Source organism: Ruegeria sp. AO1 (assembly GCF_056535985.1).
Genome location: NZ_JBQFJC010000002.1, coordinates 844446 through 858178, shown reverse-complemented (window position 1 = coordinate 858178; position 13733 = coordinate 844446). Strand labels below are relative to the sequence as shown.

Below are 13733 nucleotides of genomic sequence, written 5' to 3'. Positions count from 1 at the left end.
CGCGTTGGTATCAGCCCCGTTGCCCCACATGGCGGCCCGCCCCCTGAGGGGCTGGCAGCTTGGCGTGATCTTCGGCGAAAGCGGTCAGTTTCGCGGCCACATCCTCGGTCGGCAGAGAGGTCTTGCGCGCGTTCAGATCCATATGCAGCAGCAGGGTTTCGACAGTGGCCGCGACCTCTCCATCCGGGCCGTGCAGACGGTGGAACAGGTGCATTTTCTTGCCTTCACCGCGCAGAACCTGCGTTGTGACGGTCAGACGATCCCCTGCATGCAATTCCGCGTGGTACTGCACGAAGTTCTCAACCGTGAAGTAGCTGTTGCCCTCCGCGATATAATCTGCATCCGCGTCGATCATCAGCATGAAATTGTCCGTCGCCTGGGCCGAGACCTCGATATAGTGAGCCTCATTCATGTGGCCGTTATAGTCTGTCCAGCTTTGCGGGATGACACGATCCACGGTGATCGGCAGATCATCACCTTCGGGGTCAGGCAACATCGCTTCGTGCGCGTTCAGAACGCCGCCCGCACCGCTGCCGGTTTTCTTCAGCGCGCGCATCATCCCGATCAGGTTGTCATCGCGCAGACGCTCCAATTCGCGGATCGACATATGGCCGGATTGCGCATCCGACTGACCCGCGATCAGGTCGACCAGTTCATCGGTAAATTCCGGCACATCCATCAACTTGGTCCAGGACCATTGCAGGGCCGGGCCGAATTGCGCCATGAAGTGTTTCATCCCTGCCTCGCCACCCGCGACGCGGTAGGTTTCGAACAGGCCCATCTGCGCCCAGCGGATACCAAACCCCATACGGATCGCTTCGTCGATTTCTTCAGTCGTGGCGACGCCATCCTTGACCAGCCAAAGCGCCTCGCGCCAGACGGCCTCGAGGAAACGGTCGGCGATATGCGCATCGATCTCTTTGCGGACGGTCAGCGGATACATACCGATGGACCGCAGGATATCAGACGCCTTGGCGCATGTGTCGGCAACCCCCACCAGCTCGACCAGAGGCAGCAGGTAGACGGGATTGAACGGGTGCGCGACGACGACACGACCGCCGTGTTCGTTCAGTTCAGAGGGTTTGAACCCCGAGGTCGAAGACCCGATCACCGCATCGGCAGGCGACAGCTTGTCGATCTGCGCGTGGATCTTGTGCTTGAGGTCCAAACGCTCGGGCACGCTTTCCTGAACCCACGCGGCGCCGGCCAAAGCCTCGCCCATATCGTCATGAAAAGTCAGAGTGCCCTCGGCTGGCAGCGCCTTGTCATAAAGGGCGGGCAAGGCGCGGCGGGCATTGGCCAACACCTCGCCGATTTTGCGCTCGGCTTCCGGGTCCGGGTCAAAGACCGAAACGTTCCAGCCGTTCAGCAGGAACCGGGCAACCCAGCCCCCGCCGATCACGCCGCCGCCGATAATGGTTGCTTTTTGTGTCATGGCGCAAGTGTCTCCGTATGGCCATCAATGGACAGAACCTGTCCCGAGATTTTGGTCCCCGCCTCCGAGGCAAGGAAATGTATGCTGTTCGCCACGTCCTGCGCCGTGACCCATGTTTTCATGGACACGCCGGTCACGTAGGCGGCGCGCATGGTCTCAATACTCTGACCATGGGCTGCAGCCTCGTTGGCCAGCACACGCTCCATCCGGTCGCCTTCAACAGCACCGGGGCAGATCGCGTTGACGCGGATGCCAAAGGGGCCAAGCTCCATCGCGAGGGTTTTGGTCAGACCGATCAGGGCCCATTTCGCCGCCGCATAGGGCGACCGCATCGGATAGCCCATGATCCCAGCGGTGGACGAGGTCATGACGATCAGGCCACATTTTTGCGCCTTCATGACCCGCGCCGCCCAGCGGCAGGTCAGATATGCACCGTGCACGTTGGTGGCGAGGCATTGCTGCCACGCGTCATAGGCGAGATCTTCGATCGGCCCGGCGGGGCCGCCGGTACCGGCATTGGCGCAGACCACATCAATGCCGCCCCATTCCGCCTCAACGGAACTCAGGAAGGCGTCCATGGCGGACTCCGAGGTGACATCGGCCACCACGGCGATACTGCCGGGATGCACTTCGGCAAAGCTCTGAACCGCGGCAGGGTCTGCATCGCAGACCGCGACCCGTGATCCGTCTTGAATGAATTGCTCCGCAATGACGCGGCCGATGCCAGCCGCGCCTGCGGTTACAAGAACGCGCCTGTTCATTTCGCGACGGGAGCGCGCTTGGTCAAGCCCAGTTTCTCGCGCACGGCGTCCGGGCCGATGATCTTGGCGCCCATGTTCTCGATCACCGTCACGGCACGTTCGACCAGTTGTGCATTGGTGGCTAGAACGCCTTTTTCCAGAAACAGGTTGTCCTCAAGCCCGACGCGGACATTGCCACCCGCCAGAACCGATTGCGCAACGTAGGGCATCTGATCGCGTCCCAGCGAGAAGGCCGACCATGTCCAATCAGACGGCACCGCATTGACCATCGCCATGAAGGTGTTGATGTCGTTGGGGGCACCCCACGGGACACCCATACACAGTTGGACCAGAGCGTTGGGCTCCAGAATACACTCTTTCACCAATTGCTTGGCGAACCATAGATGGCCAGTGTCGAAGGCCTCGATCTCTGGTTTCACGCCAAGATCGGTCATCATCTGACCCATCGCCCGCAGCATGCCGGGGGTGTTGGTCATCACATAGTCCGCCTCGGCAAAGTTCATGGTGCCACAATCGAGCGTACAGATCTCGGGCAAGCATTCGGCGATATGGGCCATCCGCTCCGTCGCGCCGATCATGTCAGTGGCCGCTTCATTGACCGGAAACGGGCTCTCGGTCGGGCCGAACACAATATCACCGCCCATACCGGCCGTCAGGTTCAGCACCACGTCGACCTCAGCATCGCGAATGCGGTCTGTCACCTCGCGGTACAGGCCCAGATCGCGCGAGGGCACGCCGGTTTCCGGGTCGCGCACGTGGCAATGCACAACAGCGGCCCCTGCTTTGGCCGCATCAATGGCCGAGTTGGCAATCTGCTCTGGCGAGCGCGGTACATGCGGAGACTTGTCCTGCGTCCCACCCGATCCGGTGATGGCACAGGTGATGAAAACTTCACGGTTCATGGCAAGGGGCATATCTTTGTCCTTCGATCAGCAGGAATCGCGCCTTGGAAGGCGACTGAATGCGGCAACGCTACTTTCAAAACTCCGAAACGGGCGATACATTTCTCGTCAGGAGGAATACTTTTGTCGTCATCCCCTCAAGAGCATTTCGAGTTCCTGTTGCTGGACGGGTTTTCCAACATGGTTCTGGCCAGCGCGCTGGAGCCGTTGCGGGACGTCAAGATGCGCGCGCTCTACGCCAGTCCGGGTTGGGAGATCACCAGCCTGAACGGCGAACCCGTGGAAAGCTCGAGCGAAATACAAGTTTCTCCCAATCGGGTCTTCGACCCAGCAAAATCGACCGGAACGCTGGTCATTGTGGCCGGTTACCGCGTCCGGCAGCAAATCAATAGAGAGCTTCTAGTTGCGATCCGACAGGCTGTTCGGACTGCCAAGCGCGTTCTGGCCCTGGATACCGCGGCTTGGATTTTAGCCGAAGCCGGAGTTCTGGACGGGCACCAAGCCACGATCCACTGGCAAGAGTTTGATGCCTTTCGCGAAAGCTTTCCCAAAGTGAACGTGTCCAGCGCCCGGTTTGTCCATTCCGGACCGTTTCTGACCTGCGGAGGGGCCAGCACGGCGCTGGAACTGACCCTAGACCTGATCCAGAACCTGTTCGGCCCCGCCGCCGCATTTGATGCCTCGAACATGTTCATCTACGACCCTGCCCGCCAGTCCGAGCTGAAGCGTGGTTCGCAACAATTGCAGGATCGTGGGTCGCCCAAACTGCTGGACGCCCTGAATGTCATTGCCGAAAACGTCGAGACTCCGCTGACAACCTTTGAACTGGCCGAACGCGTCTCGCTCTCCGAGCGCAGCCTCAGCCGCGCATTTGCAGATGAGCTGGGGATGACGACTGGCAAATACTACAAGCTCTATCGTCTGCAACATGCGCGCTATCTGGCGCAGGAAACGCGACTGAGTGTCGAACAGATTGCCCTAAGATGCGGGTTTTCTTGCGCGTCGGCCTTGGGGCGGTCGTTCACCCGTGAATTCGGCCGCCCGATCAGCGCCTTTCGCCCGCAAAACCGAAACGGGCCGTCCGATGGGACAGCCCGCTCCGTCTAACGTTTGGCAGATCACGCGGCAGCGATCTGACCTGCCTTTTCAACCAGCACTTCCGCCTGCCGGATCGAGGCATAGTCAATCAGGCGACCGTCCAGCGAGACAGCGCCCTTGCCTGCCGCCTCTGCATCGGCCATCGCGACGAGAATCCGCTTGGCCTTGTCCACCTCGGCATCCGAAGGCGACATGACCTCATTGGCCAGCGCGATCTGGCTGGGGTGAATGGCCCACTTGCCCTCACAACCCAGAACCGCTGCGCGCTTTGCCGCCGCGCGATAGCCAGCGGGGTCCTGAAAATCACCGAACGGGCCGTCGATCGGGCGCAGGCCGTTTGCGCGCGCCGCAACAACCATACGCGCCAGCGCGTAGTGCCACATATCACCCCAATGGGTCATGCGGCCGCCCTCAGGGTCGGCATCGGTCAGCACCGAGTAATCCGGATTCACACCGCCAATGATGGTTGTCCGCGCGCGGGTCGAGGCCGCATAGTCGGCAACCCCGAAATGCAGACTTTCGTTGCGTTTCGATGCGGCAGCAATCTCGCTGACATTCTGCATGCCAAGCGCGGTTTCGATGATATGTTCGAACCCGATCCGCTTTTTGTAGCCTTTGGCGTCCTCGATCTGGGTGACCAGCATGTCGACGGCGTAAACATCCGCGGCGGTGCCGACCTTGGGGATCATGATCAGGTCCAGACGCTGACCGGCCTGTTCGACCACATCCACCACGTCACGATACATGTAATGAGTATCCAGCCCGTTGATCCGAACCGACATGGTCTTGTTGCCCCAGTCGATGTCATTCAGGGCCTCGATGATGTTCTTGCGGGCCTGTTCCTTTTCGTCGGGCGCAACGGCGTCTTCCAGATCCAGGAAGATCACATCCACATCCGACTTGGCCGCTTTTTCAAACATGCCCGGTTGGCTGCCCGGAACAGCCAGTTCGCTACGGTTCAGACGGGCCGGAGCCTGTTCGATTGGGTGAAAGCTCATGGTTAAGAATCCTTGGTTTTACAGGTTCGGATAGATAGGGAAGCGAGCGCAGAGGTCGGCGACTTCGGCTTTGACCTTGGCCTCGACTTCGGCATTGCAGTCCTCGCCATTGGCGGCCAGACCGTCGACCACTTCGATGATCCAGTCCGCGATCTGGCGGAACTCGACCTCGCCAAAGCCGCGCGTAGTACCGGCGGGCGAGCCCAGACGGATGCCCGAGGTTATGGTCGGCTTTTCCGGATCAAACGGCACGCCGTTCTTGTTGCAGGTGATATGCGCGCGGCCCAAAGCCTTTTCGGTCGCGTTGCCCTTCACGCCTTTGGGGCGCAGGTCGACCAGCACCACATGGGTGTCGGTGCCATGGGTCACCGTGTCCAGACCGCCCTTGATCAGCTGATCCGACAGCGCCTGCGCGTTGGTGATCACCTGCTGGATGTAAGTCTTGAATTCGGGGCGCAGAGCCTCGCCGAAGGCAACCGCCTTGCCTGCGATCACATGCATCAGCGGGCCACCCTGAATGCCGGGGAAGATCGCCGAATTCACTTTCTTAGCGATATCTTCATCATTGGTCAGGATCATACCCCCACGAGGTCCACGCAGGGTCTTGTGGGTTGTCGTGGTCGCCACATGCGCGTGCGGGAAGGGGCTGGGATGCTCGCCTGCGGCCACCAGACCGGCGAAATGCGCCATGTCCACGTGCAGATAGGCGCCGACCATGTCGGCGATCTCGCGCATGCGGGCAAAGTCGATCTGGCGCGGGATGGCCGAGCCACCTGCGATGATCAGCTTGGGCTGGTGCTCTTTCGCCAGCGCCTCGACCTGATCGTAGTCCAGCATGTTGTCTTCTTCGCGCACACCGTATTGCACGGCGTTGAACCACTTGCCCGACTGGTTCGGGCGGGCACCGTGGGTCAGGTGACCACCGGCATCGAGGCTCATGCCTAGAATGGTGTCGCCGGGCTGGATCAGCGCCTGGAATACGCCCTGGTTGGCCTGGCTGCCCGAGTTCGGCTGCACGTTGGCAAAGCCGCAACCAAACAGCTCTTTCGCGCGGTCGATGGCCAGGTTTTCGGCGATATCGACGAACTGGCAGCCGCCATAGTAGCGACGGCCAGGATAGCCTTCGGCGTATTTGTTGGTCATCACAGAGCCCTGCGCCTCCATCACGGCGGCAGAGACGATGTTTTCCGACGCGATCAGCTCGATCTCGTCGCGCTGACGGCCCAGCTCGGACGTGATCGAACCGAAAAGCTCAGGATCACGGTCCGACAAAGACTGGGTGAAAAAACCATTTAAACGATTGGGCGCGTTCATGACGCAGTCCTCCTGAGCGGTCCGAGGCCCGACCCCACTGAGAGGTCAGAGCAGAGAAGTGATATGCGGGGGGATCAGATCACGCGATCGCGCGGTTCGCGGCCTTCGAAAAAGTCGCTGAGGTTGTCCAGCACCCGGAACCCCATCGCCTCGCGCGCCTCACGGGTGGCACTGCCTAGATGGGGCAGCATCACAAGGTTGTCACATTGCAAAAGGTCGGGGTTGATGCGGGGCTCTCCGTCGAAAACGTCCAACGCTGCGCCTCCGATCATATCGAAGGTAAGGGACTGGATCAGCGCGCGTTCGTCGATCACCTCGCCACGGGCCGTGTTGATCAGGAAGGCATCCGGTTTCATCAGATCCAACCGACGAGCGTTGATCAGGTGCCGATTTGCAGCCCCGCCGGGACAATGGAGCGAGACGAAATCGCATTGCGGCAGCAGATCATCCACGGTTTCGGCCTGAGTGGCATTGCACTGGGCCAGAACCTCGGGCGCGATTTTGCTGCGGTTGTAGACAACGATCTGCATGCCGAAGCCGTGATGGGCACGCCGGGCCATTTCCTGCCCGATGCGGCCATAGCCGATGATGCCCAGCACCTTGCCGCTGACCTTGGTGCCGATCAGATGCGTGGGGCGCCAGCCGGTCCAATTACCGGCCCGCAACTCGCGTTCCCCTTCGCCGGCGCGGCGCGCCACCATCAGCAGCAAGGTCATTGCGATATCGGCGGTGCATTCGGACAGCACATCCGGCGTGTTGGTGACGGTCATGCCCAGCCCACGCACTGAGGGCTCGCAGATGTGACTGTAGCCAACGCCGTAATTTGCCAGGATTTTCGTCTGCGCGCCGGGAACGTCCAAAGCCTCGGAGCTGAGGGTATCGGTGACGGTCGGCAGGACCGCATCATAGGATTTCAGCGCGTGCCGGATTTCAGCCGGGGACATGGGTTTGTCCCCGGTGTTGAGCACGGTGTTGTAGTTCTCGGCCAGTTGCGCCTCGACGGCGGCAGGCCAGCGACGGGTGACGAGAACCGAGGGTTTGACCATCACGCAGCCTCCATCACACGGGCGATCGTTTCGCCGATGACCGCAGGGTTTTCGGCCACGGTCACACCGGCGGCAGACAGGATTTCAACCTTCTCGCTGGCGCTTTCGCCAAAGGCCGAGATGATCGCGCCGGCATGGCCCATGGTCCGGCCTTTCGGAGCAGTCAGACCAGCGACATAGGCCACCACGGGCTTGGTGATGTGATCGCGGATGAACTCGGCCGCTTCGGCTTCCTGCGGACCACCGATCTCACCGATCATGGCTATGATGTGGGTGTCTTCATCCTCTTCGAAACGCTGCAGAATGTCCTTGAACGACGAGCCGTTGATCGGGTCGCCACCTATGCCCACGCTGGTCGAAACACCGATCCCACGCTCTTTCAACTGGGCCGCGGCCTCATAGCCGAGGGTCCCCGAGCGACCGATGATGCCCACGTTGCCCGGCAGGTAGATATGTCCCGGCATGATCCCCAGCAGCGCTTTGCCCGGCGAGATGGTGCCCGCGCAGTTCGGCCCGGTCAGGACCATGCGCTTCTCTTTGGGATAGCGGTACATGTAGCGCTTCACGCGGATCATGTCCTGCGCCGGAATACCGTCGGTGATGCAGACACAATAGCGGATACCGGCATCTGCGGCCTCCATGATCGAGTCCGCCGCAAAGGGTGGTGGAACGAACACTAGGCTGGCATCCGCGCCGGTTGCTTCAACCGCCTGCTTGACGGTGTCAAAGACCGGAACGCCTTCGACGGTTTCGCCGCCTTTACCGGGAACCACGCCGCCCACCACATTGGTGCCGTAGTTCAGCATGTCCTTGGTGTGGAATCGCGCCATGCGGCCGGTGACACCCTGCACGATCACGCGCGAGTTACGATCGAGAAGAATGCTCATTGCACAGCCCTCATCTTGGTGCCTTGGGTAAGGTCGTTGCGCCATGCGCCCACGGCGCGTTCGGCCGCCTCCATCAAAGTGGTGGCGCGGATGATCGGAAGGCCGGATTTGGCGAGTATCTTCTGACCCTCTTCCACATTGGTACCGGCTAGGCGCACGACGACAGGGATATCGATATCCAGCTCTTTCAGGGCCTGCACGACACCTTCGGCCACCCAGTCGCAGCGATTGATACCGGCGAAGATGTTCACCAGAATGGCCTGCACATTGTCGTCCGACAGAACCAGACGGAAGGCTTTGGCCACACGCTCGGGCGAGGCGCCACCACCGATATCGAGGAAATTCGCAGGCTCTCCGCCAGCCAGCTTAATCGTGTCCATGGTCGCCATCGCAAGACCGGCGCCGTTCACGATACAGCCGATATTGCCGTCGAGACCAACATAGGACAGGCCCCGGTCACCGGCGCGGCTTTCGCGTGGGTCTTCCTGGCTTTTGTCGCGCAGCTCGGCGATCTGCGGGTGACGGAACAAGGCGTTGTCGTCGAAGCTCATCTTCGCGTCCAGCGCCAGAACGCGGTCGTCTCCGGTGATGACCAGAGGGTTGATCTCGACCATGGTGGCGTCCAGATCGCTGAAGGCGGCGTAGCAGCCCTGCAGAGTTCGGACCATGTGCTGGATCAGCTTCGGCTCCAGCCCCAGTTGGAACGCGATTTCACGGGCTTGGAACTCTTGCAGACCGACCGCGGGTTCAACGATCGAACGCACGATGCTGTCCGGACGCTGGGCCGAGATATCTTCGATCTCCATCCCGCCTTCCGAGGACGCAACGATCATGACCCGCTGGCTGGAACGGTCCAGCACAAAACCCAGATAGATTTCGCGATCAATCGGCACCGCAGCTTCCACGTAAACGCGGTAGATTCCTTTGCCTTCGGGGCCAGTCTGATGCGTGACCAGCTTGCGGCCGAACATGTCATCACAGGCTGTGTAGATCTCGTTTTCGGTGTTGCAAAGCTTGACCCCTCCGGCCTTACCGCGGCCGCCTGCATGGACCTGCGCCTTGACGATCCACTTGTCACCCCCGAGTTCACGCGCCCGATAGGCCGCCTGTTCCGGGCTATAGGCCAATGCACCGGGTGGCACTTCGACACCGAAATTCGAAAGTAGTTCTTTCGCCTGATATTCGTGAATATCCATCTGCAATCCTCCCGTTCTTGCAGTGAAATTAAGCAGCCATCGAAGTGCCGTAGCGGCTTTCCAGCAGGGCTTCGATCGCGTCCCGATCAATCTGTCCGCCCAGTTCGCGCATCGCCTCGGCAAACAGGCGCACGATCCGGCTGACGGATTTCCGGTTCAATTGGTTGAGGATACCGATCCGCACTTGCACAGGCGCGCTGAGCGTGGGCCAGATGCCAAAACCGCGCGCACGGCAATTCTGCACCAACTCCATCTCACGCCCGGCAAGCTCCGGCGGCAGGTTCAAAACGATGAGGCTCGGCATGTCCGAGGTGACCTCACACCCCAGTTCGACCACGGCATCGCGCAGGACGCGTTCGTGAATGCGGTAAGACGCTGCGCGCTTGGCCAACCCTTCCTGCAATGTCAGACGCAGGGCCTCGTGGAAGGCGGCCACGGCGTAACCCGAATGCGTCCGGTGATAGGTGCCTTTCTCGACGTCCTTGCCATCGACGATGCCCCAATGGCGCGCCTCGAAAATCGGGTTGTGCACATAGGTGTAGGCACCGCTGGTCTTGAGGCTGTCGATGAAGGCATCTGTGAAGCTAACCGGAGCGTAGGTCAGCGGCAGGCAGCACAGACCTTTCTGCGGGCACGACGCCCAACCCGCGATGCCGGGGTAGTCGTCGATCGAGAAGTCATCCACGCCCAGCGACGACACCGCGTCGATCAGACCCATCGCGCCGTGACGCTCGCACGCGTCCGAAAAGCCGCGAATGTCGTTGATCCGGCCGGACCCGGTTTCCCAATGCGCCATGAACGCCCATTTGGGCTTGTGCTCGGCCAAGGCCGCTTCGACGATCTCGCCGGTGACGGGCTGGCCATGCGGAACCTCGATCACAGTGACGCTGGCAGCTTGCGGGTCAAGCGGATTGGCCGCGTGTTCGGCGGGCGTCGCCGCCTTGATCCGCAGGGTCAGCGCATCAATGCCCGAGAATGTGCCGTTGGCAAAAGCCACGACCTTGTCGCCCGGCATGACGGCCGAGAACATGGTGTCCAGCGCGCTCCAACCCGTGCCGGCGACTGCGAAGGTATAGGCGTTCTGCGTACCCCAGATTTCGCGCAGCATGTGCTTGCACTCAATCATTCCACGCAGAACGTCGCCCTGCATGTGATCAGCAACCCCTGCCCCTGCAAAGGCCTGCAGAACGCGAGCATCCGTGTTGCCGGGTCCGGGACCCGCTGCAAGGGTCTCGGGGATTTCGAGCGGAGGGAAAATCTGGAAAGTCATTGTGCGGCTTCCTCGGCTGTTTCTCAGGCTCAGCGGCCCGTTTGGTTGAGTTGCCGAGTAGAAAACGTGCTCTTGCCAGATCACGCAACGTAACTTACTACTGATTTAGCATGCCTAATAGGATGGGGTATTACCTACCCAAAGGTGTAAAAATACGATAGTATACCAAAAACGTACCCACCCACTTGGGTAGTTTTTGAGCTTTAAGGGCGAATTCATATGGCTGAAGCTCCATCAAAGCCCATCGACGTCATGCTGGCAGACGGCAACCCTCTGGTCCTGTCGGCGATGTCAGAGATCTTTGAACGCGACCCGCGATTCTCATTGGTCGCGACTTCGGCCACGGCCGAAGGATTCCTTGGCACGGTCATGCGGGTGCCTGTTCAGGTCGGCGTAGTGGACTGGACATTGCCCGCCCTTGGCGCCGCAAAACTGATCGAGGTGCTGCGCGATCAGGCCAGCGCGCCGCGCTTCGTGGTCTATGGCGATGCCAATGCCGACGTTCCGCGACTTGCGATGCAGGCCGGGGCTGCCGGGTTTGCCGCACGCTCGGGCGAGGTTGAAGGGCTTCTGGACACCTGCGAGAAAGTGGCCGCGGGCAAGATGGTGTTTCCGTTCATCGACGTCCGGAAAATGCAGCAGGACCCGATCGAAAGCCTGTCGCGTAAGGAACGCACAATCCTCGAGGCGCTGGCGCAGGGCATGTCCAATCGCGAACTTTCAAAAGAGCTCGAGATTTCGACGAACACCGTGAAGTTCCACCTGTCGAACATCTACGACAAGCTGGGCGTCAAAAACCGGACCCAAGCCATTGCACAATATTATGCAGCGCGGATGCAAAGGGACTGATACGGACCGTAATCTGGTAAACTCTAGGTTTTCCGGGCATGCTTTGGTTTCACACCCGCAGCCGGAGGACCACAAATGCCGCAATATAATGACATGTTCGAACTCTCCCTCGAGGATATGGAACTGATCGAACAGGCCCTGCGACAGGCGATGGCCTCTTATTCCATCGAGGCGAACGAGAACAACGAAGACACCATCCGCCGGATGCATGATCTTCTGGGCAAGCTGCATGATCAGAAGATTTTCTATCGCCCAAAGACCGGCAGCTACATCGGGGGCTGATCCGCACTTTGCAGACTCCTCAAAAACAGAATAAACCCTTTGCAAATATGTGAATTCAGAGGCGACGCAGTATGAGCTACCTTGGCATTGATCTGGGAACGTCCGGGCTGCGCGCCCTGCTCTTGGCAGAGGACGGCAGCGTGCTCGGTTCGGCAGAGCATTCCTGCACGTCCCAACACAAACATCCTGGCTGGAGCGAACAGGACCCCGCCGAATGGATCGCGGCGCTAGAGGGGGCGGTTGCCGCGTTGCGGGACGCCCATCCCGAATTTGCCGATCTGCGAGCCGTTGGCGTAGCGGGCCACATGCACGGCGCAACGCTGCTGGATTCCAACGGTGACGTGATCCGGCCCTGTATTCTGTGGAACGACACGCGCGCGGATGCCGAGGCCCGGCATCTGGACGCCCTGCCCGGTATTCGCGACATTTCCGGCAATATCGTTTTCCCCGGCTTCACAGCCCCCAAACTGCTCTGGGTCAGGGAACATGAGCCGGAAAACTTCGCCCGTATCGCGAAGGTTCTGCTGCCTGCGGCCTATATGAACTACTATCTGACAGGCGATTACGTCGCTGACATGTCGGATAGCGCTGGCACATCCTGGCTGGACGTCTCGCGGCGTACATGGTCCGAGGAGCTGTTGATCGCCGGGCAAATGTCGGACTCTCAGATGCCCCGTCTGGTTGAGGGCTGCCAGCCCGCAGGTACCCTTCGCGCCGATCTTGCCAGCCGTTGGGGTCTGCGCAATAGCGTCACCGTCGCAGGCGGTGCCGGAGACAACGCCGCGGCGGCCTGTGGCCTGGGTGCTCTGAACGAAGGGGACGGGTTCATTTCGCTTGGCACCTCCGGAGTGCTGCTGGCTGCGCGCGATGGCTACCACCCCGACCCCGCCTCGGCTTTGCACACGTTTTGCCATGCCGTGCCCGATCGCTGGTATCAGATGGGCGTCATGCTGTCTGCAACCGACAGCCTGAATTGGCTAGGGCAGATCACCGGCCAAAAACCCGCCGACCTGACCCGCGCATTGGGCGACGAGCTGCGAGCACCCGGCCGCGTGCAGTTCTACCCTTACCTCTCAGGCGAACGCACCCCGCACAACGACGCCAACATTCGCGGCGGCTTTACCGGGCTGGGAAAAGACACTGACCAGAGCGATCTGACCTGCGCTGTGCTTGAGGGGGTCGTCTATGGCCTTAGCGACTCGTATGACGCGCTGGTGCAGACTGGCGCGCGGATTGATCGGCTGATCGGCATCGGCGGCGGTACAAAATCGCGCTACTGGGTCAAGCTGATTGCAACTGTTTTGAACGTGCCAATCGAGCTACCTCAGGACGGAGAGTTTGGCGCAGCACTGGGTGCCGCACGTCTTGGCCAGATCGCAGAAACCGGAGCGTCGCCCGAAGACATCCTGACCCCTCCCAGCATCGGCGAACGCGTTCTGCCCGACAGCAGCAAAACCGCAGATTACGAGGCAGCCAAGGCACAGTTCAAAGCCGCCTATGGACCTCTTCGGCAGATCTCCTCGCGGGGTTGATAGTCAGGCCGTCGCGCGGTGACGGCCCGAGCCGCTCACACCCTCTGACAACATCTGGTTTTTGCCAGCCCAGCGCATGATATGTTAATGTAAAGGGTGCGTGGCCCTCATCCGACGCGCCTGTTGCAGGCTTTCTTTCGGCATTTTGAACTCTCATTTACCG

Annotated in this window: 13 protein-coding genes; 4 read left to right on the top strand and 9 right to left on the bottom strand. The window is 60.6% G+C overall.

Features of this window, described 5'->3' with window-relative positions:
• Positions 1-10: 10 nt before the first annotated feature.
• Genes ACR3FB_RS21955 through bcoG form a run of 3 tightly spaced genes read right to left on the bottom strand, consistent with a single transcriptional unit; the run spans position 11 to position 3110 of the window.
• Complete coding sequence (locus ACR3FB_RS21955) at positions 11-1435, bottom strand: carnitine 3-dehydrogenase (protein ID WP_480565431.1); 1425 nt, start codon at positions 1433-1435, stop codon at positions 11-13.
• A complete protein-coding gene (locus tag ACR3FB_RS21950; protein WP_170472306.1) occupies positions 1432-2196 on the bottom strand; it encodes an SDR family oxidoreductase in 765 nt (254 codons plus the stop codon). The genes ACR3FB_RS21955 and ACR3FB_RS21950 overlap by 4 nt, the downstream gene beginning before the upstream one ends.
• Positions 2193-3110 (bottom strand): 3-dehydrocarnitine:acetyl-CoA trimethylamine transferase BcoG, encoded by a 918-nt coding sequence (gene bcoG / locus ACR3FB_RS21945; protein ID WP_170718808.1) that lies wholly within the window; start codon positions 3108-3110, stop codon positions 2193-2195. Before bcoG ends, ACR3FB_RS21950 begins: the two co-directional genes overlap by 4 nt.
• Before the next feature lie 111 nt (positions 3111-3221).
• Here bcoG and ACR3FB_RS21940 point away from each other — a divergent pair, with 111 nt between their 5' ends.
• A complete protein-coding gene (locus tag ACR3FB_RS21940; protein WP_480565429.1) occupies positions 3222-4205 on the top strand; it encodes a GlxA family transcriptional regulator in 984 nt (327 codons plus the stop codon).
• A gap of 11 nt (positions 4206-4216) precedes the next feature.
• On the opposite strand, the gene ACR3FB_RS21935 is transcribed toward ACR3FB_RS21940, so the two are convergent.
• The 6 genes from ACR3FB_RS21935 to ACR3FB_RS21910 all read right to left on the bottom strand — a co-directional run bounded on the left by ACR3FB_RS21935 (position 4217) and on the right by ACR3FB_RS21910 (position 10907).
• Entirely contained in the window at positions 4217-5194 is a 978-nt protein-coding gene (locus ACR3FB_RS21935; protein ID WP_170484982.1) for an HpcH/HpaI aldolase/citrate lyase family protein, read from the bottom strand.
• Between the two features lie 18 nt (positions 5195-5212).
• Positions 5213-6508 carry a serine hydroxymethyltransferase gene (gene glyA, locus ACR3FB_RS21930; RefSeq protein WP_480565427.1) on the bottom strand — a complete coding sequence of 432 codons (1296 nt, stop codon included), beginning with the start codon at positions 6506-6508 and terminating at the stop codon, positions 5213-5215.
• A gap of 74 nt (positions 6509-6582) precedes the next feature.
• On the bottom strand, positions 6583-7554 hold the full coding sequence (locus ACR3FB_RS21925; protein WP_480565425.1) for a 2-hydroxyacid dehydrogenase: 972 nt from the start codon (positions 7552-7554) through the stop codon (positions 6583-6585).
• Positions 7554-8441 (bottom strand): succinate--CoA ligase subunit alpha, encoded by an 888-nt coding sequence (gene sucD, locus ACR3FB_RS21920; RefSeq protein ID WP_480565423.1) that lies wholly within the window; start codon positions 8439-8441, stop codon positions 7554-7556. Before sucD ends, ACR3FB_RS21925 begins: the two co-directional genes overlap by 1 nt.
• Positions 8438-9637 carry a malate--CoA ligase subunit beta gene (locus tag ACR3FB_RS21915; RefSeq protein WP_480565421.1) on the bottom strand — a complete coding sequence of 400 codons (1200 nt, stop codon included), beginning with the start codon at positions 9635-9637 and terminating at the stop codon, positions 8438-8440. The genes sucD and ACR3FB_RS21915 overlap by 4 nt, the downstream gene beginning before the upstream one ends.
• A 28-nt stretch (positions 9638-9665) precedes the next feature.
• Positions 9666-10907, bottom strand: a complete 1242-nt coding sequence (locus ACR3FB_RS21910; protein WP_480565419.1) for a pyridoxal-phosphate-dependent aminotransferase family protein — start codon at positions 10905-10907, stop codon at positions 9666-9668.
• A gap of 219 nt (positions 10908-11126) precedes the next feature.
• On the opposite strand from ACR3FB_RS21910, the gene ACR3FB_RS21905 reads away from it, so the two are divergent.
• The 3 genes from ACR3FB_RS21905 (at position 11127) to xylB (ending at position 13570) form a co-directional block, all read left to right on the top strand.
• A complete protein-coding gene (locus ACR3FB_RS21905) occupies positions 11127-11756 on the top strand; it encodes a response regulator transcription factor (protein WP_247748029.1) in 630 nt (209 codons plus the stop codon).
• A 75-nt stretch (positions 11757-11831) separates the two neighbouring features.
• Entirely contained in the window at positions 11832-12038 is a 207-nt protein-coding gene (locus tag ACR3FB_RS21900) for a hypothetical protein (RefSeq protein WP_480565417.1), read from the top strand.
• A 71-nt stretch (positions 12039-12109) separates the two neighbouring features.
• Positions 12110-13570, top strand: coding sequence for a xylulokinase (xylB, locus tag ACR3FB_RS21895; protein ID WP_425084586.1), 1461 nt, complete (start codon positions 12110-12112; stop codon positions 13568-13570).
• Positions 13571-13733: the final 163 nt, after the last annotated feature.

Excerpts from the sequence above, each read along its gene's own strand:
- glyA (WP_480565427.1), bottom strand. The coding sequence starts at position 6,508 with ATGAACGCGCCCAATCGTTTAAATGGTTTTTTCACCCAGTCTTTGTCG.
- ACR3FB_RS21935 (WP_170484982.1), bottom strand. The coding sequence starts at position 5,194 with ATGAGCTTTCACCCAATCGAACAGGCTCCGGCCCGTCTGAACCGTAGC.
- ACR3FB_RS21900 (WP_480565417.1), top strand. The coding sequence starts at position 11,832 with ATGCCGCAATATAATGACATGTTCGAACTCTCCCTCGAGGATATGGAA.
- ACR3FB_RS21905 (WP_247748029.1), top strand. The coding sequence starts at position 11,127 with ATGGCTGAAGCTCCATCAAAGCCCATCGACGTCATGCTGGCAGACGGC.
- ACR3FB_RS21955 (WP_480565431.1), bottom strand. The coding sequence starts at position 1,435 with ATGACACAAAAAGCAACCATTATCGGCGGCGGCGTGATCGGCGGGGGC.
- ACR3FB_RS21915 (WP_480565421.1), bottom strand. The coding sequence starts at position 9,637 with ATGGATATTCACGAATATCAGGCGAAAGAACTACTTTCGAATTTCGGT.
- ACR3FB_RS21910 (WP_480565419.1), bottom strand. The coding sequence starts at position 10,907 with ATGACTTTCCAGATTTTCCCTCCGCTCGAAATCCCCGAGACCCTTGCA.
- bcoG (WP_170718808.1), bottom strand. The coding sequence starts at position 3,110 with ATGCCCCTTGCCATGAACCGTGAAGTTTTCATCACCTGTGCCATCACC.
- ACR3FB_RS21950 (WP_170472306.1), bottom strand. The coding sequence starts at position 2,196 with ATGAACAGGCGCGTTCTTGTAACCGCAGGCGCGGCTGGCATCGGCCGC.
- ACR3FB_RS21925 (WP_480565425.1), bottom strand. The coding sequence starts at position 7,554 with ATGGTCAAACCCTCGGTTCTCGTCACCCGTCGCTGGCCTGCCGCCGTC.
- xylB (WP_425084586.1), top strand. The coding sequence starts at position 12,110 with ATGAGCTACCTTGGCATTGATCTGGGAACGTCCGGGCTGCGCGCCCTG.
- sucD (WP_480565423.1), bottom strand. The coding sequence starts at position 8,441 with ATGAGCATTCTTCTCGATCGTAACTCGCGCGTGATCGTGCAGGGTGTC.